This window comes from Mycolicibacterium sp. XJ2546 (assembly GCF_053483195.1).
Genome location: NZ_JBEFRW010000003.1, coordinates 330,393 through 355,097 on the forward strand (window position 1 = coordinate 330,393; position 24,705 = coordinate 355,097).

The 24,705-nt window shown below is 69.4% G+C and carries 24 protein-coding genes; 18 read left to right on the forward strand and 6 right to left on the reverse strand.

Features of this window, described 5'->3' with window-relative positions; genetic code table 11:
• Positions 1–4 precede the first annotated feature (4 nt).
• The 9 genes from cobO to ABQE44_RS08020 all read left to right on the forward strand — a co-directional run bounded on the left by cobO (position 5) and on the right by ABQE44_RS08020 (position 11,242).
• Positions 5–619: a cob(I)yrinic acid a,c-diamide adenosyltransferase gene (gene cobO / locus ABQE44_RS07980; protein ID WP_448390936.1), complete on the forward strand. Its 615-nt coding sequence runs from the start codon at positions 5–7 to the stop codon at positions 617–619.
• A gap of 103 nt (positions 620–722) precedes the next feature.
• Positions 723–2,099 (forward strand): cobyrinic acid a,c-diamide synthase CobB, encoded by a 1,377-nt coding sequence (locus tag ABQE44_RS07985; protein WP_448429057.1) that lies wholly within the window; start codon positions 723–725, stop codon positions 2,097–2,099.
• Positions 2,096–3,307 (forward strand): uroporphyrinogen-III C-methyltransferase, encoded by a 1,212-nt coding sequence (cobA, locus tag ABQE44_RS07990; RefSeq protein ID WP_448390938.1) that lies wholly within the window; start codon positions 2,096–2,098, stop codon positions 3,305–3,307. Before ABQE44_RS07985 ends, cobA begins: the two co-directional genes overlap by 4 nt.
• Positions 3,308–3,340: 33 nt before the next feature.
• On the forward strand, positions 3,341–4,921 hold the full coding sequence (locus ABQE44_RS07995) for an MFS transporter (protein ID WP_448390939.1): 1,581 nt from the start codon (positions 3,341–3,343) through the stop codon (positions 4,919–4,921).
• Positions 4,922–4,994: 73 nt separating this feature from the next.
• A complete protein-coding gene (locus tag ABQE44_RS08000; RefSeq protein WP_448390940.1) occupies positions 4,995–6,494 on the forward strand; it encodes an MFS transporter in 1,500 nt (499 codons plus the stop codon).
• Between the two features lie 102 nt (positions 6,495–6,596).
• Positions 6,597–8,336 (forward strand): proline--tRNA ligase, encoded by a 1,740-nt coding sequence (locus tag ABQE44_RS08005; protein ID WP_448390941.1) that lies wholly within the window; start codon positions 6,597–6,599, stop codon positions 8,334–8,336.
• A 12-nt stretch (positions 8,337–8,348) separates the two neighbouring features.
• A complete protein-coding gene (locus ABQE44_RS08010; RefSeq protein ID WP_448390942.1) occupies positions 8,349–8,993 on the forward strand; it encodes a TetR/AcrR family transcriptional regulator in 645 nt (214 codons plus the stop codon).
• A gap of 45 nt (positions 8,994–9,038) precedes the next feature.
• Entirely contained in the window at positions 9,039–10,070 is a 1,032-nt protein-coding gene (locus tag ABQE44_RS08015) for a zinc-binding dehydrogenase (RefSeq protein WP_448390944.1), read from the forward strand.
• Positions 10,071–10,078: 8 nt separating this feature from the next.
• Positions 10,079–11,242, forward strand: a complete 1,164-nt coding sequence (locus ABQE44_RS08020; RefSeq protein WP_448390945.1) for a sulfotransferase family protein — start codon at positions 10,079–10,081, stop codon at positions 11,240–11,242.
• A gap of 77 nt (positions 11,243–11,319) precedes the next feature.
• On the opposite strand, the gene ABQE44_RS08025 is transcribed toward ABQE44_RS08020, so the two are convergent.
• Entirely contained in the window at positions 11,320–11,784 is a 465-nt protein-coding gene (locus ABQE44_RS08025) for a ferritin-like domain-containing protein (protein ID WP_448390946.1), read from the reverse strand.
• Positions 11,781–12,293 carry a hypothetical protein gene (locus tag ABQE44_RS08030; protein ID WP_448390948.1) on the reverse strand — a complete coding sequence of 171 codons (513 nt, stop codon included), beginning with the start codon at positions 12,291–12,293 and terminating at the stop codon, positions 11,781–11,783. Before ABQE44_RS08030 ends, ABQE44_RS08025 begins: the two co-directional genes overlap by 4 nt.
• Positions 12,294–12,435: 142 nt before the next feature.
• Between ABQE44_RS08030 and rimP the strand changes: the two genes are divergently transcribed.
• The 7 genes from rimP (at position 12,436) to ABQE44_RS08065 (ending at position 20,001) form a co-directional block, all read left to right on the forward strand.
• Positions 12,436–12,975, forward strand: coding sequence for a ribosome maturation factor RimP (gene rimP, locus ABQE44_RS08035; RefSeq protein WP_448390950.1), 540 nt, complete (start codon positions 12,436–12,438; stop codon positions 12,973–12,975).
• Positions 12,972–14,015, forward strand: a complete 1,044-nt coding sequence (gene nusA / locus ABQE44_RS08040; RefSeq protein ID WP_448390951.1) for a transcription termination factor NusA — start codon at positions 12,972–12,974, stop codon at positions 14,013–14,015. The genes rimP and nusA overlap by 4 nt, the downstream gene beginning before the upstream one ends.
• Positions 14,016–14,077: 62 nt before the next feature.
• The gene (locus tag ABQE44_RS08045; protein ID WP_448390953.1) at positions 14,078–14,476 is read left to right on the forward strand and encodes a YlxR family protein; all 399 of its coding nucleotides are present in this window, start codon (positions 14,078–14,080) and stop codon (positions 14,474–14,476) included.
• Positions 14,477–14,543: 67 nt separating this feature from the next.
• Complete coding sequence (gene infB, locus ABQE44_RS08050; RefSeq protein WP_448429059.1) at positions 14,544–17,216, forward strand: translation initiation factor IF-2; 2,673 nt, start codon at positions 14,544–14,546, stop codon at positions 17,214–17,216.
• On the forward strand, positions 17,213–17,689 hold the full coding sequence (gene rbfA, locus ABQE44_RS08055) for a 30S ribosome-binding factor RbfA (protein WP_448390956.1): 477 nt from the start codon (positions 17,213–17,215) through the stop codon (positions 17,687–17,689). The genes infB and rbfA overlap by 4 nt, the downstream gene beginning before the upstream one ends.
• Complete coding sequence (locus ABQE44_RS08060; RefSeq protein ID WP_448429061.1) at positions 17,664–18,665, forward strand: DHH family phosphoesterase; 1,002 nt, start codon at positions 17,664–17,666, stop codon at positions 18,663–18,665. The genes rbfA and ABQE44_RS08060 overlap by 26 nt, the downstream gene beginning before the upstream one ends.
• Entirely contained in the window at positions 18,658–20,001 is a 1,344-nt protein-coding gene (locus ABQE44_RS08065; protein WP_448390958.1) for an MATE family efflux transporter, read from the forward strand. The genes ABQE44_RS08060 and ABQE44_RS08065 overlap by 8 nt, the downstream gene beginning before the upstream one ends.
• An 84-nt stretch (positions 20,002–20,085) precedes the next feature.
• Here ABQE44_RS08065 and ABQE44_RS08070 read toward each other — a convergent pair whose 3' ends face one another.
• Both ABQE44_RS08070 and ABQE44_RS08075 read right to left on the reverse strand, forming a co-directional pair.
• The gene (locus tag ABQE44_RS08070; protein ID WP_448429063.1) at positions 20,086–20,649 is read right to left on the reverse strand and encodes a class I SAM-dependent methyltransferase; all 564 of its coding nucleotides are present in this window, start codon (positions 20,647–20,649) and stop codon (positions 20,086–20,088) included.
• 89 nt (positions 20,650–20,738) lie between these two features.
• Entirely contained in the window at positions 20,739–21,506 is a 768-nt protein-coding gene (locus tag ABQE44_RS08075; protein WP_448390961.1) for an enoyl-CoA hydratase, read from the reverse strand.
• Positions 21,507–21,529: 23 nt separating this feature from the next.
• On the opposite strand from ABQE44_RS08075, the gene ABQE44_RS08080 reads away from it, so the two are divergent.
• Entirely contained in the window at positions 21,530–21,802 is a 273-nt protein-coding gene (locus tag ABQE44_RS08080; RefSeq protein WP_448390962.1) for a DUF2277 domain-containing protein, read from the forward strand.
• Positions 21,799–22,347 carry a DUF1802 family protein gene (locus tag ABQE44_RS08085; protein WP_448390963.1) on the forward strand — a complete coding sequence of 183 codons (549 nt, stop codon included), beginning with the start codon at positions 21,799–21,801 and terminating at the stop codon, positions 22,345–22,347. Before ABQE44_RS08080 ends, ABQE44_RS08085 begins: the two co-directional genes overlap by 4 nt.
• Here the strand turns inward: ABQE44_RS08085 and ABQE44_RS08090 are convergent.
• Positions 22,336–24,009 carry a CocE/NonD family hydrolase gene (locus ABQE44_RS08090; RefSeq protein ID WP_448429065.1) on the reverse strand — a complete coding sequence of 558 codons (1,674 nt, stop codon included), beginning with the start codon at positions 24,007–24,009 and terminating at the stop codon, positions 22,336–22,338. The two genes, ABQE44_RS08085 and ABQE44_RS08090, sit on opposite strands and share 12 nt — an antisense overlap.
• A complete protein-coding gene (locus ABQE44_RS08095) occupies positions 24,006–24,638 on the reverse strand; it encodes a TetR/AcrR family transcriptional regulator (protein ID WP_448429067.1) in 633 nt (210 codons plus the stop codon). Before ABQE44_RS08095 ends, ABQE44_RS08090 begins: the two co-directional genes overlap by 4 nt.
• Between the last annotated feature and the right edge of the window lie 67 nt (positions 24,639–24,705).

Here is a 24,705-nt window from a genome sequence, read left to right on the forward strand (position 1 = left end):
CGACATGCCCCAGGGCCAACCGCTCACCGTTCCCGATGATGGGTTGACGACGCGAGCCCGACGCAATGCCCCGCTGCTGGCGGTGCACACCGGCGCGGGTAAAGGCAAGTCCACCGCCGCATTCGGCATGGCGTTGCGGGCGTGGAACCAGGGTTTCGACATCGCGGTGTTCCAGTTCGTCAAGAGCGCCAAGTGGAAGGTCGGCGAGGAGGCGGCGTTTCGTCAGCTGGGCCGGCTGCACGACGAGAAAGGCGTGGGCGGTCCTGTCGAGTGGCACAAGATGGGCGCCGGGTGGTCGTGGACGCGCAAACACGGCAACGACGACGACCACGCCGCGGCGGCCGCTGACGGCTGGGCGGAGATCGCCCGCCGCCTCGCCGACGAGCGCCACGACTTCTACGTGCTCGACGAATTCACCTATCCGCTGAAGTGGGGCTGGGTCGACGTCGACGAGGTGGTCGCCACGCTGACTGCGCGGCCCGGCACCCAGCACGTCGTCATCACCGGCCGCGACGCCCCCGAGGCGCTGCTCGACGCCGCCGACCTGGTCACCGAGATGACCAAGGTCAAGCACCCGATGGACGTCGGCCGCAAGGGTCAGAAGGGCATCGAGTGGTGACCCACACCCGCTCCGCTTCCCCGCGAGCGTGCGTAAACTCGCGCTATTCACCGGCGTGTCGCTCGCGAACACGCACGCTCGCCGAACAAGCCGAGGACCAAGCGTGAGTTGGTCGACGCCTGCGATTGTCATCGGGGCGCCGGCGTCCGGCAGCGGAAAGACCACCGTGGCAACGGGTTTGATCGGTGCGCTGCGACAGGCGGGCCGCGCCGTCGCGCCGTTCAAGGTCGGGCCAGACTACATCGACCCCGGCTATCACACCCTGGCCGCGCAGCGGCCCGGGCGCAACCTCGACCCGGTTCTGGTCGGCGAGCACCTGATCGGCCCGCTGTACCGGCACGGCAGCGCCGCTGCCGACATCGCGGTCATCGAGGGGGTCATGGGCCTGTTCGACGGGCAGATCGACAGCAGCAACCCGTCGGGCACCGCGGCCGGGTCCACCGCCCAGGTCGCGGGCATGCTCGGCGCGCCGGTGATCCTCGTCGTCGACGCGCGCGGTCAAAGCCACAGCATCGCCGCACTGCTGCACGGCTTTTCGACGTTCGACCATTCCGTGCGCATCGCCGGGGTGATCCTCAACCGCGTCGGCTCCGCGCGCCACGAAGAGGTGCTGCGCCAGGCGTGTGAACACGCCGGTGTCCCCGTGTTCGGCGTCATCCCGCGCACAGACGAACTAGCTGTTCCGTCAAGGCATCTCGGGCTCGTCACGGCCGTCGAGTACGGCGCGCGGGCGCGGGCCGCCGTCGAGGCGATGGTCGCGCTGGTGGCTCGCCATGTCGACCTGGCGGCTCTTACCGCGGTGGCCACCAGCCATGTCGCCGCCGCACCGTGGGATCCGGCCGTCGCTGCGACCGCCGCAGACCGCGTCACGGTCGCATACGCGGCCGGCAAGGCGTTCAGCTTCGGCTACGCCGAACATCGCGAACTGCTGTGCGCCGCCGGCGCCGAGGTGGTCGAGTTCGATCCGCTGACCGATCTGCTGCCGCCCGATACCGGCGCGCTGGTCATCCCCGGCGGGTTCCCCGAGCAGTTCGGCACCGAGTTGTCGGCTAACGACCCGGTGCGCCAGCAGATCAAGGCGCTCGCGGACGCCGGCGCACCGGTACACGCCGAGTGCGCAGGGCTGACCTACCTGGTCGACGAACTCGACGGATACCCGATGTGCGGGGTGCTGTCCGGCACCGCACGCTTCACCGACCGGCTCACGCTGGGTTACCGGCAGGGCGTCGTCGTGGCCGACTCAGCGCTGCACGCGGTCGGGGAGCGGGTGATGGGACACGAGTTTCACCGCACGGCAGTGCAGTTCGCTGACAGCTATCCACCAGCCTGGGTCTACGAGGGAAACACGGGTACCCCGGTGCGGGACGGCGCCGTCGAGGCCGGAGTGCATGCCGGCTACCTGCACACCCACCCCGCCGCGCATACGGGCGCGATCACCCGTTTCGTCACCACAGCCGCAACCTCTAGGCTCGCACGGTGAGTGAGAACGCCTACCTCGTCGGCCTTCGCCTGACCGGTAAGAAAGTCGTGGTCGTCGGGGGCGGCACGGTCGCGCAGCGCAGGCTGCCGCTGTTGGTGGCCAACGGCGCCGACGTGCACGTGATCACCCCCGCAGCCACCCCGGCGGTCGAAGCCCTGAGCAAGCAGAACCCTGGAGTCACGCTGGAGCTCAGAACATTTCGGGAAGGTGACCTCGAGGACGCCTGGTACGTCATCGCCGCAACCAACGATCCGGCCGTCAACGCCGCCGTGGTCGCCGAAGCCGAACGCCACCGCATCTTCTGCGTGCGCGCCGACATCGCCCGTGAGGGCACGGCCGTCACGCCGGCGTCCTTCGAGTACGAAGGCCTATCGGTCGGCGTGCTGGCCGGCGGCGAACATCGACGGTCGGCGGCTATTCGCTCGGCTATCCACGAGGCGATGCAGAGCGGGCTGATCGCGCCCGGCGACACCCCCGGCGTCGTGGCGGGCGGCATCGCGCTGGTCGGTGGGGGCCCCGGCGATCCCGAACTGATCACCGTCCGCGGCCGACGGCTGCTGTCGCACGCCGACGTCGTGGTCGCCGACCGGCTGGCCCCACCGGAACTGCTCGCCGAACTGGCACCACACGTCGAGGTGATCGACGCTGCCAAGATCCCCTACGGACGGGCGATGGCCCAGGACGCGATCAACGCGGTGCTCATCGAGCGGGCCCGCGCCGGCAAGTTCGTCGTGCGGCTCAAGGGCGGCGACCCGTTCGTGTTCGCCCGCGGCTACGAGGAGGTTCTTGCGTGTATCGACGCGGGAATCCCCGTCACCGTCGTGCCCGGAGTGACCAGCGCCATAGGGGTGCCTGCGCTGGCGGGCGTTCCGGTCACCCATCGCGGCGTCACGCACGAATTCGTGGTGGTCAGCGGCCATGTTGCGCCGGGACACCCCGAATCGTTAGTGAATTGGGATGCCCTGGCTGCCCTCTCGGGCACCATCGTTTTGCTGATGGCTGTCGAACGCATCGAGTTGTTCAGCAAGGCGTTAATGGCAGGCGGTCGACCTGCGGATACGCCGGTGCTAGTGGTGCAGCACGGCACAACCGCGTCGCAGCGAACGTTGCGAGCGACGCTCGCCGATGCGCCGGAACGGATCCGGGAGGACGGGATTCGACCGCCGGCGGTCATCGTGATCGGCTCGGTGGCGGCGTTCGGCGGTTAAAGGATTTCTAAGATTACTGTAAGGTAACCCGTTATGACGGCTCTCAATGACGCAGCGCGAGCAGCGATGCGCCGTGACGCCGAGGGCGGGGCAAATCGGTCACAACCCGTACGCGGGGGCCGCGCCGCTGCCCAGCGAACGGGTCAGGTGCCGGTATGGCAACCGTCGCGACGGTTCTTCGCGGCTGTTATCGCCATCGGCGGCATGCAGTTGCTGGCCACCATGGACAGCACCATCGCCATCGTCGCTCTGCCGAAGATCCAAGACGAGCTCAGCCTGTCCGATGCGGGCCGCAGCTGGGTCATCACCGCCTACGTGCTGGCGTTCGGCGGGCTGATGCTGCTGGGCGGCCGGCTCGGCGACACCATCGGCCGCAAGCGCACGTTCATCGTCGGTGTCACGCTGTTCACGATCGCCTCGATCCTGTGCGGCATCGCATGGGACGAGACCACGCTTGTGGTCGCCCGGCTGCTGCAGGGGGTGGGCGCCGCGATCGCCTCACCGACCGGGTTGGCGCTGATCGCCACGACGTTCCCCAAGGGACCGTCGCGCAACGCCGCCACCGCGGTGTTCGCCGCGATGACCGGCGTCGGCTCGGTGATGGGTCTGGTCGTCGGCGGTGCGCTGACCGAGGTGTCCTGGCGGCTGGCGTTCCTGGTGAACGTCCCGATCGGGCTGCTGGTGGTCTACCTGGCCCGCACCACGCTGCGTGAGACGCAGCGTGAGCGACTGAAGCTGGACGCTGCGGGCGCCATCCTGGCCACGCTCGGCTGCACGGCCGCGGTCTTCGGGTTCTCGATGGGCCCGGAGCAGGGCTGGATGTCGCCGATCACGCTCGGTTCGGGCCTCGTCGCTTGCGCGGCGCTGCTTGCGTTCCTCTACGTCGAACGCACCGCGGAGAACCCCGTCGTGCCGTTCGAGCTGTTCAAGGACCGCAACCGGGTCGCCACGTTCGCCGCGATCTTCCTTGCCGGCGGCGTGATGTTCACGCTGACCGTGCTGATCGGGCTCTACGTGCAAGACATCATGGGCTACACGCCGCTGCGCGCCGGCATCGGCTTCATCCCGTTCGTCATCGCGCTCGGCATCGGGCTGGGGCTGTCGTCGCACCTGGTGTCGCTGTTCCCGCCGCGGCTGCTGGTGATCGCCGGCGGCGTGCTGGTGCTCGGCGCGATGGTCTACGGCTCCACGCTGCACGGCGACATCCCCTACTTCCCGAACCTGGTCATCCCCATCACCGTCGGCGGGTTCGGCATCGGCATGATCGTCGTGCCGCTGACCGTGTCGGCCATCGCCGGTGTCGGCTTCGACCAGATCGGCCCGGTGTCGGCGATCGCGCTGATGCTGCAGAACCTGGGCGGCCCGCTGGTGCTGGCGGTCATCCAGGCCGTGATCACGTCGCGCACGCTGTACCTGGGCGGCACCACCGGTCCGGTGCACAACATGGACAGCGCACAGTTGCACGCGCTGGACCAGGGCTATACGTATGGCCTGCTGTGGGTTGCCGCGGTCGCGGTGATCGTCGGCGTCGCGGCGCTGTTCATCGGCTATACGGCCGCGCAGGTCGCCCACGCCCAAGAAGTCAAGGACGCGCTGGACCAGGGCGAGCTGTAGCGATTCTGGGGTAGTTCGTCACGCTGGGCGTGACCGAACACGCCCAAATCACCTGTGGGTAGGGTGGCTATCCATGTCTGCCGGGTCGACGGACCACACGCCGCCCTCGTCGGCTCCGCTGGCGTCGAAGGTGTTGGGACCGGCGATCTTCGCGATCACCGGCATGCAGCTGATGGCGACGCTCGACGGCACCATCGTGATCGTCGCGCTGCCCCGGATGCAGGCCGACCTCGGGCTCACCGATGCGAGCAAGAGCTGGGTGATCACCGCCTACGTGCTGGCGTTCGGCGGGCTGCTGCTGCTCGGCGGGCGCGTCGGAGACGCCATCGGCCACAAACGCGCGTTTCTGTCCGGCGTCGGGGTGTTCACGATCGCTTCGCTGGCCTGCGGCCTGGCCAACGACCCCACCACGCTGATCGTGGCGCGCGCGGTGCAGGGCACCGGCGCGGCGGTGGCCGCGCCCACCGGGCTGGCGCTGATCGCGACGACGTACGCCGTCGGTCAGGCCCGTAACCGAGCCCTGGCGATCTCGGCGGCCATGCAGGGCATCGGCTCGGTGCTGGGCCTGGTGCTCGGTGGTGCGCTGACGGTGATCTCATGGCGGCTGGCGTTTCTGATCAACGTGCCGATCGGCATCCTGATCGTCGCGGTCGCGGTGTACTATCTCGCCGAAACCCACCACGAACGGCTCAAACTCGACGTCACCGGCGCGCTGCTGGCCACGCTCGGCTGCACGTCGGCGGTGCTCGTCTTCACCCAGGGCCCGCCGCGGGGCTGGGTCGATCCGCTGGTGATCGGCGCCGCGGTGGCCGCGGCGGTGTTCTTCATCGGCTTCCTGCTCGTCGAGCGCACCGCCGCACATCCGATCGTGCCGTTCTCGGTGTTCGACAACCGCAACCGGGTGATGACGTTCGTGGCGCTGTTTCTGGCCGGCGGGGTGCTGCTGACGCTGACGGTGATGATCGGTCTGCTCGTGCAGGACGTGCTCGGCTACACGGCGCTGGAGGCCGGCGTCGGGTTCATCCCGTTCGCGCTCGCGTTCGGCATCGGAAGTGCGGTCGCCGCCAAGCTGGCACCGCGGATCGCCCCGCGCTGGCTGATCATCGGCGGCGGCGTCTTCGTCCTCGGGGCGATGCTGTACGGCTCGACGCTGGATCGCAGCATCCCGTACTTCCCAGACCTGTTCGCCCCGATTGTCGTCGGCGGGTTCGGCATCGGGATGATTGCGGTGATCCTGCCGCTGTGCGCCATCGCCGGCGTGGGCCCGGGCGAGATCGGCCCGGTGTCGTCGATCACGCTGATGGTGCAGAACCTGGGCGGTCCGCTGGTGCTCGTGGTCATCCAGGCCGTGCAGACCTCGCGCACGCTGTATCTGGGCGGCACCACCGGGCCCGTCAAGGACATGACGCCCGCCGAGCTCGACGCGTTGGGATACGGCTACACGTACTCGCTGCTGTGGGTGGCCGGTGTCGCGGTGATCGTCGGCGTCGCCGCGTTCTTCATCCGGTTCTCGGCCCGCCAGATCGCCACCGCACAGCACACCCGCGAAGCGGTGGAGGCCGGCGAGCTGTAACCACGGCCCGCGAGCGCCCGGTTGATGTACACGAAACGCGAGTGACCCCGTCAACAACCGTGCGCTCGGCGACTACGACGCCACTCAGTAAGGTTGTCGGCTGTGATCACCCGCATGTCGGAGCTGTTTCTACGGACCCTGCGCGACGACCCGGCCGACGCCGAGGTCCCCAGCCACAAGCTGCTGATCCGGGCGGGCTACATCCGCCCGGTCGGGCCGGGCCTGTACAGCTGGCTGCCGTTGGGGCTGAAGGTGCTGCGCAAGATCGAACGCATCGTGCGCGAGGAGATGACCGCCATTGGCGGCCAGGAGATCCTGTTTCCGGCCCTGCTGCCCAGAGCGCCCTACGAGACCACCAACCGGTGGACCGAGTACGGCGACAGCGCGTTTCGGCTGCAGGACCGGCGCGGCAACGACTACATGCTCGGACCGACTCACGAAGAGTTCTTCACGATGACGGTCAAGGGCGAGTACAGCAGCTACAAGGACTTCCCGCTGCTGCTGTTCCAGATCCAGACCAAATACCGCGACGAGGCCCGGCCCCGCGCGGGGATTCTGCGCGGCCGCGAGTTCGTGATGAAGGACTCGTATTCCTTCGACGTCTCCGACGACGGTTTGAGCGCGGTCTACGCGCGCCATCGCGACGCCTACCAACGCATCTTCGATCGCCTCGGCTTGCGTTACGTCATCGTCTCGGCGACGTCGGGGGCGATGGGTGGCAGCGCCTCCGAGGAGTTTTTGGCCGAAAGCGACATCGGCGAAGACACGTTCGTGCGTTGCCTGGAATCCGGCTACGCCGCCAACGTCGAGGCGGTCACCACCGCGGTGCCGCCGGCGCTGCCGATCGACGGCCAGCCCGAAGCCAAGGTGTACAACACTCCCGGCACCCCGACCATCGCCACGCTGGTCGAATGGGCCAACGCCGCGCTGGACCGTCAGGTCACCGCCGCGGACACGCTCAAGAACGTCATGCTCAAGGTGCGCCAACCCGGCGGTGAATGGGAACTGCTGGCGGTCGGGGTGCCCGGTGACCGGGAGGTCGACGACAAACGCCTCGACGCGGCGCTCGAACCCGCCGAGTACACGCTGCTCGACGACGCCGACTTCGCCAGGTATCCGTTTCTGGCTAAGGGCTACATTGGTCCGAAGGCGTTGTTGGCCAACGGTGTTCGCTATTTGGTCGACCCGCGGGTGGTGGACGGCACGTCGTGGATCACTGGGGCCGACGAGCCCGGAAAGCACGTGGTCGGGCTGGTCGCCGGCCGTGACTTCGTCGCCGACGGCACCATCGAGGCGGCCGAGGTGCGCGACGGCGACCCGTCGCCGGACGGGGCCGGACCGCTGGTGTCCGCGCGCGGCATCGAGATCGGCCACATCTTCCAGCTGGGCCGCAAATACACCGAGGCGTTCGAGGCCGACGTGCTCGGCGAGGATGGCAAGCCCGTGCGCCTGACGATGGGCTCCTACGGGATCGGGGTGTCGCGGCTTGTCGCCGTCATCGCCGAGCAGCACCACGACGAGATCGGGCTGCGTTGGCCGGCAACGGTTTCGCCGTTCGACGCCCACGTGGTGATCGCCAACAAGGACGCCGCCGCGCGTGCCGGCGCCGAAGAGTTGGCCGCCGAACTGGACCGGCTCGGCGTCGAGGTGCTGCTCGACGACCGCACCGCGTCGCCCGGGGTCAAGTTCAAGGACGCCGAACTGCTCGGTGTGCCATGGAGTGTCGTCGTCGGGCGCGGCTGGGCCGAAGGTGTGGTGGAGCTGCGCAACCGGTTCACCGGTGAGACACGGCAGATCGCCGTCGCGAACGCGGCCGCCGACGTCGCCGCGGCGCTCGGATAGCGGACCGCACCCGTGCCGCCGGATGCGTCGAAGACCAGGGGCCGACTGCTCGACGCCGCAGCCCGCGCATTCGCCGCCGACGGCGTCTTCAACGCGTCGCTGATCGACATCACGCGCAAGGCCGGGCAGCGCAACCGGGCGGCGTTGCGCTACCACTTCGGCTCCCGCGACGGCATCCTGTGCGCGGTCATCGACCGGCACGCCGAGTTCCTCGCGCGGCGCGAACGCGACCTGCTCGACCTCGCGCTGACCACACCCGACGACCAGCTCGCCCCGGTTCTGGAGGCCATCGTGCGGCCCGCGGCCGAGGTGGCCGACAGCGGCTGGCGGGGGCGGTGCTGCCTGCTGATCATCGCCGAGCTGACCGGTGAGGACCGGGCGGCCTACAGCGCCGAGCTGCAGGCGGTGCTGGCGCGCACCGGTGGTAACGAGGTCTACGAACTGCTCACGGCCCGAACGCAATTCCTCACCGACGAGCTGCGGGTCGAGCGGTTCTCGCTTGTCGCGATGTTCGTGCTGCGCGCGATCGCCGACCGCGCCCGCCTGTTGGAGCGCACCGGTCGGCGCGGGCGCCCGCAGTTGGCCTACGAGCCGTTCGTCGCCAACCTGATCGCCATGGCGACCGCGGCCATGACCGCGCCCGTGCCGTTGACATAAGCACCGCTGCTTATTACGGTTGGCCCGTGCCGTCGGGAGGTGTGAGTGCGGGCAGTCCAAGTGATGCGCCACGGTGATCCACTGGAAGTGCTTGCCGTGCAGGACGTTCCAGAGCCCGCGCCGGGGGCGGGTGAGGTGCGGATTGCGGTTTCTGCGGCATCGCTGAACTTCGGTGACATCGCACGCTGCCGCGGCACCGTCGCCAGCGTGACCGGTGAGCCGCCGTTCACGCTCGGTATGGACGTCTGCGGTGTCGTCGACCGTGCCGGGGAAGGCGCCGCCGAATGGCTCGGCCGCCGGGTGGTGGCGATGACCAAACAGTCGCTGGGCGGCGTCGCCGAGTGCGCGATCGCACCGTCGGCGACGGTGTTCGACGCCCCACCCGAACTCGACGACGCCGACGCCGCGGCGTTCACCCTGCCGTTTCACGTCAGCTACCTGGCGCTGCACCGGCGCGCACGCCTGGCGGCGGGGGAGAGGCTGCTGGTCGTGGGCGGGGCGAGCGCGGTCGGGACCGCCGCGATCCAACTCGGCGTCGCCGCGGGCGCCGACGTGCTCGCGGTCGCCGGCGGGCCCGAGAAGGTCAAGGTGTGCGAAGAGTTGGGGGCCACCGGCCTCGACCACACCGCCGCGGACCTGTTCGACGCGGTCATCGCGCACACCGGCGGACACGGCGTCGATGTCGCGTTCGACGTGGTCGGCGGCCAGCGCACCGAGGAGATCTGGACGTGTCTGGCCCGGGAGGGCCGCTACCTGCCGGTCGGCTTCAACGACGACCCGCAGGCTGGGTTGACGGGCCGGCCGTTGCGCAAGGTCGCAATGGGCAACATCTCGGTGCTCGGCGTCATCCTCGCCTACGGCGAATTGCCCACGGACTTTCGCAGATTCGGGCTCAACTTCTTTCCTCCCGAGGTCGGCAGGGAGGTGCACCGCGCGCTGCTCGAACTCGTCGCGGCTCGTGCGGTGCGGCCGGTGGTCGGGCGGCGGGCGACGATGGACGAGGTGGCAGGCGCCCTGCAGGACCATGAGCAGCGCCGCACCACCGGGCGCACCGTCGTCGTCCTCGGACACGGATAGGGCGGGCCGTGGCGATCTTCGACGTCGACGACCTCATGGCCAGCGCCGTCGAGCTCGCGGGCTGCGACGAATTCGGCTCCGACGACTTCCGCGAGGGGCTCACCGTGCTGTGCGCATCGGCAAGCGATGAGGCCCAGCTCAACGAGCTCGGCGTGATGGCCGTGCGGCAGAACTTGATTGGCGGCCTGGTCAACCGGCTGAAGGTGCTCGACTGGGTCCGTCAGCATCCCGAGGTCACCGCCGAACCGGTGGAGGCGCCGCTGGTGATCGTCGGGTTGTTCCGTGCGGGTACGACATTCGTCAGCGAACTGCTCGACCAGGATCGGGCCAACCGGTCGCTGCTGCGCTGGGAAGCCGCCGACAGCGTTCCGCCGCCGACGCCGCAGACGTTGCGGTCGGGCCCGCGCGTCGACGCGGCCGCCGCGGCCATCGACATGCTCGAATCGCTGAACCCGAAGATTAAAGTGGTCCACCACGAGGACCCCGCGGGCCCCACCGAGTGCCTGACCCTGTTGGGCCAGGACTTCAAGAGCCTGACCTGGGAAGCGATCGCCAACGTGCCCGGCTACAGCCGCTGGCTGCTGGGCGCCGACCACCGCTCGGCCTACGAGTACCACCGCACCGCGCTGCAGGTGTTGGCCAGCAACGGCGCGCGCGGCCGGTGGACGCTGAAGAGCCCGCACCACGCGATCGCCCTCGACGCGCTGAGCGCCGTCTACCCCGATGCGCAACTCGTGGTCCTGCACCGCGACCCAACCGTGCTGTGCGCGTCGGCGTGCAGCCTGTTGTCCACGCTCACCGGCACTTTCAGCGACGCCGACCACACCGCCTACATCGCCGAGCACTGGACCCGGATGCTCGAGGTGTCGATCGAGCGGATCGAGGCGTTTCGCCGCGCGAACCCCGGGCACACGGTTCTGGACGTGCGGTACGGCGATCTCGTCGTCGACCCGGTGGGCACCGTCGAGGCGATCTACGCCGGCTGCGGCCGCGAGCTGTCGGCGCAGGCGCGAAAAGCGATCAGCGCCTACGTCGGCACCCATCCGCGTGGCCGGTTCGGCGCCCACGGCTACCGGCTCGAGGACTACGGATTGGCTCAGGGGCAGATCCGTGAGCGCTTCGCCGACTACATCGCCCGCTACGACGTGCCTCCCGAGACGGGCCGCGCCTGAGCGCCGCGGTTGTGCGCTTTCATACGCCCGTCCCGGCGCGTCGCGGACGAAACCGCACAGCCAGCGCAGCAGGCCACTTACTCGTTGCCGCCCGGGAACGCGACGGTGACTGGGACGACGCCGAGCACCGTGCGCCACCGCGCGGCCATCACCGCGCACTGCGTCAGCGCGGTCACCGCGAACGCGCGGTCCTGCTGGTCGGTGGCCTGTTCGACGACCGCGCGCCACGCGACCGCGGCGTCCTGCTCCATGCGCACGGCCAGGGTCGCGGCGGCGGTCGGGGTGTCGACGTCGATCGGCAGCGAATACCCGGCGGCGGGCAGCGGCGCGTCCGCCGAGTGCGCCTCGAGCATGGCCAGCGCGGCATCGCGGCGTTCGCGGTGCTCGGTGATCGCCTCCGACACCAGGTAGTTGCGTTCGGGCAGCGAGTGCGCCGACACCACCCCGTAGCCGTAGATGGTCGCGTGCTCGGTGGCCACGGCGTCGAACAACGCGCCGGCGGCGGGATCGGACGGACGGGCGGGCTGCTGCGGGGCGGTCATGGCGCCTCCTCCGGAAACACGAGCGCGACGCGGTAGGCCGTGGTGCAGCCGGCGGCGATCGACGCCACCAACCCGGCGCGGTAACCCGACAAAGTCGCCGCCAGCTCGGCAGCGCTCTGCGCGGAGACCCGTAGCGCGCCGACGACGTCCTTGGCGGTCGGTGGCCGGGTCGGCTCGGCGGTGGTGCTGGTCGGGGTCGCGGTCGGCGCGTCCTCGCCGCGCATCCGGACCAGTTCGTCCGTCAGCGCCTGGGCATGGGCCGCACGCTCGGCGGCGACGGCGTTGAGCGCCTGCGCGACGGCCTTCTCGGCGTGGGCGGCGGCATCCGAAGCCAGCTGGCTGTCGGTGCGGGCGCGGTTGAGCTGGGCGAGCAGTTCGTCGACCTCCGGCGGCGGCGGTGAGGATCCGCATCCGCTGGCGGCCACCCCGAGCAGCGAGAGCGCCGCCGCCCCGATCAGGACACGTCGCCTGCTGAGGGTCGGCGGTGGGCTGCTCGGCACGTGCCACATCTTGCCATCGTCGGCTGCGGCGGTCGCAGCGCGTTTAGGGCTTACCCCGGCAGCGCTGGCGTATCGTGGGTAGTCGGTTTCGGTGTCTTAAGAAGCAGTGCGCCGAACCTGTGTCCGGACAATTCAAGATGAGGAGCTCGCCGTGTCGGAGCGTTCTGCGGAGTTGCCGTCGCAGGAACAGGTGATCGAGCTGCTCGACGGCGAGTTCGCGCGCGCGGGTTACGAAATCGAGGACGTGGTCACCGCCGCCAACGCGCGTCCCCCGCGCATCACCGTGGTCGTCGACGCCGACGACGGCCTGGATCTGGACTCGCTCGCTCAGCTGTCCCGCACGGCATCCCAACTGCTCGACCGCCTCGACGCCGAGTCGGCGCCCTACATCCTCGAAGTCACCTCACCGGGGGTGGAGCGGCCGTTGACCGCCGAGCGGCACTATCGGCGCGCCCACGGCCGCAAGGTGGAGTTGACCCTGTCCGACGGCTCCCAGCTCACCGGCCGCCTTGGCGAAACCGAAGGCGGCGCGGTGCGACTGGTGGTCCGCGAAGGCCGCAGACCCGACTTCACGGTGCGCGAACTTCCGCTGGAATCCATCGTCAAAGCCGTTGTCCAAGTGGACTTTTCGCCTCCAAATCCGCGTGAGCTGGAGCTGGTCGGCCGATCTGGGAAGGAGGCCGGGGCGTGAACATCGACATGGCGGCACTGCACGCGATCGAGGTGGACCGCGGCATCCCGGTGGGTGAACTCGTCGAGACGATCAAGTCGGCGCTGTTGACCGCCTACCGGCACACCGACGGGCACGCCGACGAGGCCCGCATCGAGATCGACCGCAAGACCGGCGAGGTCAAGGTGATCGCCACCGAACACGACGCCGACGGCAACCCGATCACCGAGTGGGACGACACCCCGGAGGGCTTCGGCCGGGTGGCCGCCACCACCGCTCGTCAGGTGATGCTGCAGCGGTTCCGCGACGCCGAGAACGAAAAGACCTTCGGCGAGTTCTCCGCGCGTGAGGGGGACATCGTCGCCGGCGTCATTCAGCGCGATGCCCGCGCCAACGCCCGCGGCCTGGTCGTCGTGCGGATGGGCAGCGAAACCAAGGGCTCTGAGGGCGTCATACCCGTCGCCGAACAGGTGCCCGGCGAGCGCTATGAGCACGGCGACCGGCTGCGCTGCTACGTCGTCGGAGTCACCCGCGGCGCCCGCGAACCGCTGATCACGCTGTCGCGCACTCACCCCAACCTGGTGCGCAAACTGTTCTCCCTGGAGGTCCCCGAGATCGCCGAGGGGTCCGTGGAGATCGTGGCCGTCGCGCGCGAGGCGGGCCACCGCTCGAAGATCGCGGTGAGCTCGCGGGTGTCCGGGCTCAACGCCAAAGGTGCCTGCATCGGCCCGATGGGACAGCGGGTCCGCAACGTGATGAGCGAATTGTCCGGCGAGAAGATCGACATCATCGACTACGACCCCGACCCGGCGAAGTTCGTGGCCAACGCGCTGTCCCCGGCCAAGGTGGTGTCGGTGAGCGTGATCGACGAAGCGGCCCGGGCAGCACGCGTCGTCGTCCCCGACTTCCAGCTGTCGCTGGCTATCGGTAAGGAAGGCCAAAACGCCCGGCTGGCCGCCCGGCTGACAGGGTGGCGCATCGACATCCGGAGCGACGCCACCGTCGCCGACAACCCTGAACCCGATCCCGGCGCGGCGCGCGGCGCGGCCCGCGACCGCTAAGCCGGCCACGCCGACCAGCACCGCCGTTGCGAATCGCACCCGACGGGACGGTAGACTCACCTGTGATCCAGCGCGAGACTTCGGCTTCGACGCATCGACGCAGCTCCGACGCCATAGTCGGGCCGGTGCGGACGTGCGTGGGCTGCCGAAAACGAGAGCTGGCCGTCGAACTGCTTCGAGTAGTCGCTGTGGTCGATGGCACTGGGAACGGTCCCAGCGCCGTAACCGTTGACTCAGCGAGAAAGCTGCCGGGGCGGGGTGCGTGGCTGCATCCCGATCCGCAGTGCCTTGAGGCGGCCATTCGCCGGCGAGCATTCGGTCGAGCGCTGCGCATCACCGGTTCACCGGACCTAACTGCGGTGATCGAGTACGTTAGCGCTGCCAGCAGCGCCGAACTGGCCGATCCACCCGGCAACAGAACAGGTAGCGAAGAACATGAGCACACCGTGAAGTCCCGATGACAATGCGTCATAGCTAAACCGAGGCGCGGCGCCTACCACCGCTGACGCCTCTAGAGATGGAGATGTAGTGGCAAAGGCCCGTGTACACGAGTTGGCCAAGGAACTCGGTGTCACCAGCAAGGAAGTACTCGCCCGGCTGAGCGAACAGGGCGAATTCGTCAAATCAGCGTCCTCCACCGTGGAGGCCCCCGTTGCGCGCCGGCTGCGCGAATCGTTCGGCGGCGGTAAGGCCGCACCGGACAAGGTCAAGGCCGACGGCAACGGTGCGTCGGCGGCCGCTCCCGCCAAGTCCGCCGCGAAGGCGCCGGCCAAGTCGGCTGCGCCCAAACCCGCGGCACCGGTCGAGCCGCCGGCCGCCGCACCGCCGCAGGCGACCCCGGCACCGCCGCCCGCAGCGGCCGCACCGCCGGAGGCTCCGCCGGCCCGGCCCGGCCCGACGCCGGGTCCACGGCCCGGCCCGTCGGCCGCACCGAAACCGGCCCCGCGCACCCCGCGCGTCGGCAACAACCCGTTCTCCACACAGCAGCCCGTCGACCGGCCGATCCCACGTCCGCAGGCACCACGCCCGGGTGCACCCCGTCCGGGTGCGCCGCGACCGGGTATGTCTCCGGGCAATATGCCGCCGCGCCCGGCCGGACCGCGTCCGGGCGCCACGGGCCGCCCCGGCGGTCCTCGCCCAGGCCCGGGCGGTCGTCCGGCTCCCGGCGGCGGCGGTCGTCCCGGCGGCGGTGGTGGCGGTGGTTACCGCGGTGGCGGCGCGCCCCCCGCTGGCGGTTTTCGCGGTCGTCCCGGCGGCGGAGGCCGTCCCGGGCAGCGCGGCGGCGCGGCCGGCGCCTTCGGTCGCCCCGGCGGTGCGCCCAAGCGCGGCCGCAAGTCCAAGCGGCAGAAGCGCCAGGAATACGACTCGATGCAGGCGCCGGTCGTCGGTGGTGTGCGGTTGCCGCACGGCAACGGCGAAACCATCCGGCTGGCCCGCGGCGCGTCGCTGTCTGACTTCGCCGAGAAGATCAACGCCAACCCGGCATCGCTGGTACAGGCGCTTTTCAACCTCGGTGAGATGGTGACCGCCACGCAGTCGGTCGGTGACGACATCCTCGAGCTGCTCGGCGGCGAGATGAACTACAAGGTTCAGGTCGTCAGCCCCGAGGACGAGGACCGCGAGCTGCTGGAATCCTTCGACCTCAGCTATGGCGAGGACGAGGGCGACGAATCGGATCTAGAGAGCCGCCCGCCGGTGGTGACCGTGATGGGTCACGTCGACCACGGCAAGACCCGACTGCTCGACACCGTCCGCCAGGCCAATGTCGGTGAGGGCGAGGCCGGTGGGATCACCCAGCACATCGGCGCGTATCAGGTCAGCGTGGAGCACGAAGGTGACGAGCGGCTGATCACCTTCATCGACACGCCCGGTCACGAGGCGTTCACCGCGATGCGTGCCCGCGGTGCGAAGGCCACCGACATCGCGATCCTGGTGGTCGCCGCCGACGACGGCGTCATGCCGCAGACGGTGGAGGCCATCAACCACGCGCAGGCCGCCGATGTTCCGATCGTGGTGGCGGTCAACAAGATCGACAAGGAAGGTGCCGACCCGGCCAAGATCCGCGGGCAGCTCACCGAATACGGTTTGGTGGCTGAGGATTTCGGCGGCGACACGATGTTCGTCGACATCTCGGCCAAGAACAACACCAACATCGATGCGCTGCTCGAGGCCGTGTTGCTGACCGCCGACGCCGCGTTGGACCTGCGGGCCAACCCCGACATGGAGGCTCAGGGTGTGGCCATCGAGGCGCACCTCGACCGCGGCCGGGGCCCGGTGGCGACCGTGCTGGTGCAGCGCGGCACGCTGCGCGTCGGCGACTCGATCGTGGCCGGCGACGCCTACGGGCGCGTCCGGCGCATGGTCGACGAGCACGGCGACGACGTCACCGAGGCGCTTCCGTCGCGGCCGGTGCAGGTCATCGGCTTCACGTCGGTGCCAGGTGCCGGCGATAACCTGCTGGTTGTCGACGAGGACCGGATCGCCCGCCAGATCGCCGACCGGCGCAACGCGCGCAAGCGCAACGCGCTGGCCGCGCGTTCGCGCAAGCGCATCAGCCTGGAGGATCTGGATTCGGCGCTGAAAGAAACCAGCCAGCTCAACCTCATCCTCAAGGGCGACAACTCCGGCACCGTCGAGGCGCTGGAGGAGGCCCTGCTGGGCATCCAGGTCGACGACGAGGTGCAGTTGCGCGTCATCGACCGCGGTGTCGGCGGCGTCACCGAGACCAACGTCAACCTGGCGTCGGCTTCGGATGCGATCATCATCGGGTTCAACGTGCGCGCCGAAGGCAAGGCCACCGAACTGGCCAACCGCGACGGTGTGGAGATCCGCTACTACTCGGTGATCTACCAGGCCATCGACGACATCGAGAAAGCCCTCAAGGGCATGCTCAAGCCGGTGTACGAGGAGCGTGAGCTCGGTCGTGCCGAGATCCGCGCGATCTTCCGGTCGTCGAAGGTCGGCAACATCGCGGGCTGCATGGTCACCTCGGGTGTCATGCGCCGCAACGCCAAGGCCCGGTTGTTGCGTGACAACGTCGTCGTCGCCGAGAACCTCACGGTGTCCTCGTTGCGGCGGGAAAAGGACGACGTCACCGAGGCCCGCGAGGGCTTCGAATGCGGTCTGACGTTGACCTACAACGACATCAAAGAAGGCGATGTCATCGAGACTTACGAGCTGGTCGAGAAAGAGCGCTCGTGAGCGATCCGGCACGAGCACGCCGGCTGGCCAAACGAATCCTGACCGTCGTCGCTTCGGCGATCGAGTACGAGATCAAGGATCCACGGCTGGCCGGCGTCACGATCACCGACGCCAAGGTCACCAACGACCTGCATGACGCCACGCTGTACTACACGGTGATGGGCAACAGCCTCGACGAGGAGCCCGACTATGCCGGCGCCGAGGCGGCGCTGGACAAGGCCAGGGGAGTGCTGCGCAGCAAGGTCGGCGCGGCCACTGGAGTGCGATTCACCCCGACACTGGCCTTCGAGCGCGATACGGTGCCAGACACGGCAGTGCGGATGGCCGAGCTGCTCGACCGGGCACGCGCGGCCGATGAGGATCTGGCCAGGGTTCGGGAAGGCGCCAAGCACGCGGGTGACGCGGACCCGTACCGTAGTGCTGGGGGGCCTGACTCTGAGGACACCGGTGACCGCGACCGACAAGATGACTGACGCCGCTGTTGCGACGCGTCCGGTCGTCGATGCGCGCGAGGCAGCCGATCTGCTGTCGGCTGCGGCCAGCGTCAGCGTGGTGTGTCACGTCTACCCCGATGCCGACACCATCGGTGCCGGGCTGGCGCTGGCGCTGGTGTTGGACCAGGCAGGCAAGGACGTCGAAGTCAGCTTCGCAGCGCCCGCTGACCTGCCGGATTCACTGCAGACACTGCCTGGCGGCTACCTGCTGGTCGAACCCGACGCGATGCGCCGCGACGCCGATCTGGTGGTGACCGTCGACATCCCCAGCGTCAACCGGTTGGGGGCGTTGTCCCCGCTGGCCGATGTGGGCCGCGAGGTGCTAGTCATCGACCACCACGCCTCCAATCAGTTGTTCGGCTCCGCCAACTACGTCGATGCGACGGCCGACTCCACCACGATGCTGGTGGCCGACCTGCTCGACGCGTGGGGTAAGCCGATCGACATCGGCGTCGCGCACTGCCTGTACGCGGGGCTGACCACCGACACCGGTTCGTTCCGCTGGGCCACCCCGCGCGCGCACCGGTTGGCCGCGCGGCTGGTGGGGTTGGGCGTCGACAACGCGGCGATCAGCCGCGCGCTGCTCGACAGCCATCCGTTCGCGTGGCTGCCGATGCTGTCGCGGGTGCTGGGCTCGGCACGCCTGGTTCCCGAGGCGCTTGGCGGCCGCGGTTTCGTGTATACCGTTGTGCCGCACCAGGAGTGGGCCAACGCGCGGCCGGAGGAGGTGGAGAGCATCGTCGACATCGTGCGCACCGCCCAGGAAGCCGAGATCGCCGCGGTGTTCAAAGAGATCGAACCCGCGCACTGGTCGGTGTCGATGCGCGCGAAGACCTATGACCTTTCTCCCGTCGCCGCCGCGTTCGGCGGGGGCGGGCACCGGTTCGCCGCGGGATACTCGGCCACCGGCACCGTCGACGAGGTCGTCGCGGCGCTGCGCGCGGCAATTGGCTGAACCCGAAGGCGATCTGCCGGTCGCTGACGCCTCCGGTCGCCGGATCGCGGCGCTGGCGCTGCCCGCCCTCGGGGTGTTGGCCGCCGAACCCATCTACCTTCTGTTCGACATCGCGATCGTCGGCCGGCTTGGTGCGCTGTCGCTGGCCGGGCTGGCCATCGGCGGGCTGATCCTGACCACGCTCAGCTCGCAGATGACCTTTCTGTCCTACGGCACGACCGCGCGCTCCGCCCGGTTCTTCGGCGCAGGCAACCGTGCGGCGGCGGTGGCCGAGGGGGTGCAGGCGACGTGGTTGGCGCTCGGCGTCGGCGCCGTGGTGGTGCTGGCGGTGCAGGCGTTCACCGTTCCGCTGGTCTCGGTGCTCGCCGGAGACGCCGACGGCGGCGAGATCGCCGATGCGGCGACGCCGTGGGTGCGGATCGCGATCTTCGGGGTGCCGGCGATCCTCGTTTCGGCCGCGGGCAACGGCTGGATGCGCGGCGTGCAAGACACCGTGCGTCCGTTGCATTACGTCGTTGTGGGATTCGGGTTTTCGGCGGTGCTGTGCCCGCTGCTGGTCTACGGCTGGCTGGGCATGCCGCGGCTGGAACTGGCCGGCTCCGCGGTCGCCAACGTAGTGGGGCAGTGGTTGGCTGCGCTGTTCTTCTTCCGCGCGCTGCTGGTGGAGAAGGCGTCGCTGCGGATCCAGCCCGCGGTGCTGCGCGCGCAGCTCGTGATGGGCCGCGATCTCATCCTGCGCACGATGGCGTTTCAGGCCTGCTTCGTCTCCGCGGGCGCCGTGGCCGCCCGGTTCGGCGCCGCCGCGGTGGCCGCCCATCAGGTGGTGCTGCAACTGTGGAATTTCCTTGCCCTGGTGCTGGATTCACTGGCGATCGCGGCGCAGTCGCTGGTGGGGGCCGCGCTGGGCGCGGGTCACCTCGTGCACGCCAAATCGGTGGCGTGGCGGGTGACGATCTTCTCCACGCTGGCCGCGTCGGTGCTGGCGATCATGTTCGCCGTCGGATCGTCGGTGTTTCCCGCCGTGTTCACTGACGACCGTTCGGTGCTCGACGCCATCGGGGTGCCGTGGTGGTTCATGGTGGCCCAATTGCCGGTCGCCGGAATCGTGTTCGCGCTCGACGGGGTGCTGTTGGGCGCCGGTGACGCGAAGTTCATGCGCAACGCGACGCTGATCAGCGCGCTGGTCGGATTCCTGCCGCTGATCTGGCTGTCGCTGGCGTTCGACTGGGGCCTGCTGGGCATCTGGGCGGGCCTGTCGACGTTCATGGTGCTGCGGTTGGTGTTCGTCGGCTGGCGCGCGTTCTCCGGGCGCTGGCTGATCCCCGGCACGGGGTAGCACCCCTTATCTTGTGGCGAGCGTGCGTGTTTGAGCCCGACACGCCGTCTCCGAACGCGAGTTTGCGCACGCTCGCGGGTGTGGTTAGGACGCGCGGGCGATCGCGGCCCAGCCGTAGTCGGTGGTTTTCACCTCGATGCCCTCGAAGCCCGCGGCCGCCAACCGTTCCGGCAGCGTGGCCGGATCCACCGGGTTGTACGTGTCGCCCTCATGCGCGTCGGCCAACTCGTCGCTGCCGAGGCTGTCGCTGGCCACCAGCGCCGCGCCCGGACGCAGCACCCGTGCCACCTCGGCGAACAGTCGGTCCTGTAGTTCGATGCTGGGGACGTGGTGCAGCATCGTGAAACACGCTGCACCGCTGAAGGTTTGATCAGCAAAGGCCAATTGCGTCGCGTCGCCCGTGACGATCTCCACCGAGGGCGTATCGGCGAACCGCTCACCCAACATCGCCGCGAGCTCGCCGTCGATCTCCACCGACGTCACGCGTGGAGCCACCGCGCCGAGCACGTCGGTGGTGGCGCCGTATCCGGGGCCGACCTCGAGCACATTGTCACCGAGGTCGGTTTCACCCAGCGCCCACGGCAGGATCACCTCACGGATCAGCTGCCGCCAGTCGTCGCTGCCGCAATACTCGTGGAGTTCGTTCACGCTCGCAGCTTACGAGCGTGCGCGAAATCGCAAAAGAACTCGGCGTGTCGCCCTCAGCCACGCACGCTCACGCGCAATTTGCGCGCAGATCAGCGGACTTGGGAACGGCCGCGCTGCAGGACGGCGTCACGGTTGGCGGCGATGTCGTCGCCGCTGGCCGAGCGCATCCACTTCCGCGCCGAGGCCGCTTCGATCCACAGCCCCTCGTTGGTCGTGGCCTCGTCGATGCGGTGATACGACGCCAGCAGCGCCTGCACCGCCCGCTGGTTGTTGCCCACGATGGCGGCCGCGATCCGGCGCGCGGCCGGCAGCAGCTCGTCGTGCGGCACCACCTCGGTGACCAGCCCCGCGCGCAGCGCATCGGCGGCCGACAGGTAGTCACCGGTCAGGCTCATCCGCCTGGCCATCCCGATGCCCACCTTCTGCGGCAGCCGCACCGATAGCCCCCAGGTGGGAAGCAACCCGACGCGGGCATGGGTGTCGGCGAAGCGGGCCTGCTCGGAGGCGATCAGGATGTCGCAGTACAACGCGAGCTCCAGGCCGCCCGTCACCGCGGCGCCGTTGATCGCGCCGATCACCGGTTTGTTCATCGCCGGCCACTTCGGCGAGATGTCGGGCAGCTCCGTGGTGTCACCGAGCTCTTTGAGGTCGAGCCCGGCGCAGAACACCGGGTCGGCGCCGGTGACGATCACGACGTCGACGTCCCGGTCGCTCTCGGCCTCGGCCAGCGCGCCGAAGAATCGTTTGCGCAGCTCGGCCGACAACGCGTTGCGTGACTGCGGCCGGTTCAACGTCAACGTGCGTACGCGCTCGGTGGTGTCGATGAGCAAGATATCCGGTGTTTCTGAGCTGACCATGCCGCTGAACATATCGTGGAGCCATGTGCCGAAACATCACCGAGCTCCGCGGGCTGCAACCAGCCGCCACCGACGAGGAGATCGAGGCGGCCGCGCGCCAGTACATCCGCAAGGTCAGCGGCATCACGCGGCCCACGGCGGCCAACGTCGACGCCTTCGAAGCCGCCGTCGCGGAGGTCACGGCCACCACCGCGCGGCTGTTGACCGAGCTGCCTGCCCGACGGCAACCGCCCAAGACCGTGCCGCCGCTGCGCCGCCCCGAGGTGCGGGCCCGGATCGCCGCTAAGGCGCCGTGACGGCGCCTGCGCTCAAGGAGTGGAGCGCGGCCGTGCACGCGCTGCTCGACGGCAGGCAGACCGTGCTGCTGCGCAAGGGCGGTATCCACGAAAAGCGGTTCGCCGTGACCGCGTCGCGCTTCCTGTTATTCCCGACCGTCGCGCACAGCCACGCCGAACGGGTTCGGCCAGCACACCGCGATCTGCTCGACCCCGCGGCCGCCGACAGCACCGAGGACTCCGTGGTGATCCGTGCCGGTGCCCGCGTCGTCGCCGCTGTCGACGTCCACCAGCCAGAGGCGCTGACCGACATTGCGCCGCTTCATATCTGGACCGATGAATCGGTGCGCAACGACCGGCTCGACTTTCGTCCCAAACACCGCCTGACCGTCCTGGTGGTGCAGGCCTGCCCGCTGACCGAGCCGCTGCGGCTCACCCGCACCCCCGGCTACGCCGGCTGCACCAGTTGGGTGCAGGTGCCCGCCGACCCCGGCTGGGCCGATCCGGTGCACGACGACGCCGCTCTCACCGCAGTCGCCGAGCGGGTGCGCCGCTCAGTCGGCTGACGGCGCACGCGCACCGGCGGGAAGCACCAGCCGCGACGCGCCGTCGCCGAGATGCACGGTGTGGGTGGCGGTCGCCGTGCGCCGACCCGACACGATCGGTTCGCCGGTGCCCAGATTACGGGCGAAACGCGGATGCGATCCGCCCGCCACCAACACCCGGATGCGCCATCCGGCGCGGAACCGGTGCGCTACCGGGTCGAGTTCGATGCGGACCGTTCCGGCATCCAGTGCGCCTCTGAGATATCCGTCGCTGACGTTTCGTGAACGCCCCTTCGGGTCGACCTCGCTGATCCGCACGAACAGGTCGTTGTGCGGGTTGTCGCAGCTGTGCGCCAGTTCCAGGACCGGCGTGCCGACGACGTAGAGGTCGGCGGGCAGCCGGTCGCCGGTGAAGTTGAGCACGTCGGCGCGCTGCGCCAGCCGGTCGTCCCTGCGGTAGCCGCCTTCGGGCGCGAGCAGTCGACCGCCGAGGGTGGGGGTCGGATCCGTCGGGTCGTAGGTGAACAGCGACGGCGACGCCGTCTCGGGTGGCACCGCGTCGCCGAGCCGGCCGCCGGGTTGCAGGTACCGCACCACCTCGGGCATCGTCGGCGGCCACTCCGGAAGATCGGTCCAGCCGGAGCCGTTGACGTACACCCGCACCGGTTTGCGCCGGCTGCTGCGGCGCCCCGCCAGATGGTTGTCGAGCCAGTCCAGTGATTCGCGGATGGCGGTCGGGGCCGCCTTGGTCGTCAGGTGGCTGTGCGTCCAGGGCCCGACGGTCAGGCCGACCTCGACGCCGCGCCGGTGCAGCCGCTCGTACTGGGTCATCGTCTGCTCGAAAAAGACATCCTGCCAGCCGCTGACGAGCAGCACCGGAACCTCGGAGCGCTCCAACGCGTGGTGCAGCCGCATGGGCGCCCAGTACGGATCGCTCGGTTCGGTGTGTTCCAACCACGATTCGAACCACGGCGCGCCCGTACCGAGCAGCCTGCGTCCGGCTTCGCCGAGCGGCAGCTCGCCCGTCGCGCGCGCCAATGCCCGGCGGGCGCCGAGTTGCCGCAGCAGCAGGCGGATTCGGCCCGGCTGCTCCTGCCGGGAGACCAGATCGCTCCAGCCCAAGAAGTCGTGGATGCCGAACGATCCTGCGCCCCACCGTGGTCCGCTGGTGTCGTGGGGTCCGACGACGATGACGGCGGCCTTCATCTCCGGCGGCGGGTCGACCAGCAGCGCCCACTGGGTGAAGCCCAGATATGACAACCCGACGGTGCCGAACGTGCCGGTGAACCAAGGCTGTTCGCGCAGCCACGCCACGGTGTCGGCGCCGTCGGAGATCTCATCGGACATCGGGGTGAACTGGCCGCCGGAGCCGTAGGTGCCCCGTACGCTCTGCAGCACGACGTGATAGCCGCGCGCGGCGTACGTCGCGGCGTACAGCGTCGAGAACGGGAAACCTCGGCCGTAGGGGCAGCGGACCAGCAGTGTGCCGGTCGGGTTCGGGGTCGTGGGCCGGTAGTGATCGGCCGCCAACTGCTCACCGTCGCGCATCGGCACAGCCACGCTGCTGACGGTGAAATCCGTCGTGTGCGGCGGCAGGCGAAGCAGGCGTGCTGCCGTTCGTCCGGCGAGCCGCCTGGTTTTGGAGCGGGAGTTGACGGTTGCTACGGAGGAAACTGCGGTCACGGCACCGAGGTTACGCACGGAACCTGATCGGCACGCTCGATTGCAGCCAGCACCTGCGCCATCAGCCACTCGATCGCGCGGGTCGCGTCGGCGCCGGACAGTGCCCAGCCGCCGACGAGGCGTTCGTAGGACGTGGGGCTCCACAGCACATCCAGCAGCCCGGCGACCGCGCGCCGTTGCGCCTCCGGCAGGTCGGGGTACGCCGCGGAGAGCGCACGCAGCAGCGCCGCCCGGCGGCGTTGATCGGAGCTGACGAACGCCGAATCGGCGGGGGTGGGCATTGTTTGGCGCACCGCGAACCGCTGCAGGGATGCGAAGACGCGCGCGGTCACCGCGCCGAGGTTGTCGACGTCGACGTCCTCGTAGGACACCCCCGCCTCGGCCTCGAGTTGGGTCATCACCGCGTCGTGCAGGTGACGTTCGGTGGGGAAGTGCCGGTACACCGTGCGCTCGCCGACGCCGGCGCGCTCGGCGACCGCACGGAACGTCAGCCCGCGCCAATCCCAGCTTTGGAACTCGTGCACGAGTGCACTGCCTGCCTCGATGATGCGCTTGCGCGTCTGGGCGGCCTTCTGTCGACGTGCGCGGTTGTCGTAGGAGCGGCGCGGTGCCGTTGACGAGTCGGCCATAATAGTGACAGTGTACTGTCACGAAATCGGCCCCCGGGCGACGAACGTGGGTTACCGCCACGGAAAA

Coding starts and splice junctions, on each gene's coding strand:
- ABQE44_RS08075 (WP_448390961.1), bottom strand. CDS start 21,506: ATGGTCAGCTCAGAAACACCGGATATCTTGCTCATCGACACCACCGAG.
- ABQE44_RS08025 (WP_448390946.1), bottom strand. CDS start 11,784: ATGACCGCCCCGCAGCAGCCCGCCCGTCCGTCCGATCCCGCCGCCGGC.
- ABQE44_RS08095 (WP_448429067.1), bottom strand. CDS start 24,638: ATGGCCGACTCGTCAACGGCACCGCGCCGCTCCTACGACAACCGCGCA.
- cobO (WP_448390936.1), top strand. CDS start 5: ATGCCCCAGGGCCAACCGCTCACCGTTCCCGATGATGGGTTGACGACG.
- ABQE44_RS08000 (WP_448390940.1), top strand. CDS start 4,995: ATGTCTGCCGGGTCGACGGACCACACGCCGCCCTCGTCGGCTCCGCTG.
- ABQE44_RS07995 (WP_448390939.1), top strand. CDS start 3,341: ATGACGGCTCTCAATGACGCAGCGCGAGCAGCGATGCGCCGTGACGCC.
- ABQE44_RS08080 (WP_448390962.1), top strand. CDS start 21,530: ATGTGCCGAAACATCACCGAGCTCCGCGGGCTGCAACCAGCCGCCACC.
- ABQE44_RS08030 (WP_448390948.1), bottom strand. CDS start 12,293: ATGTGGCACGTGCCGAGCAGCCCACCGCCGACCCTCAGCAGGCGACGT.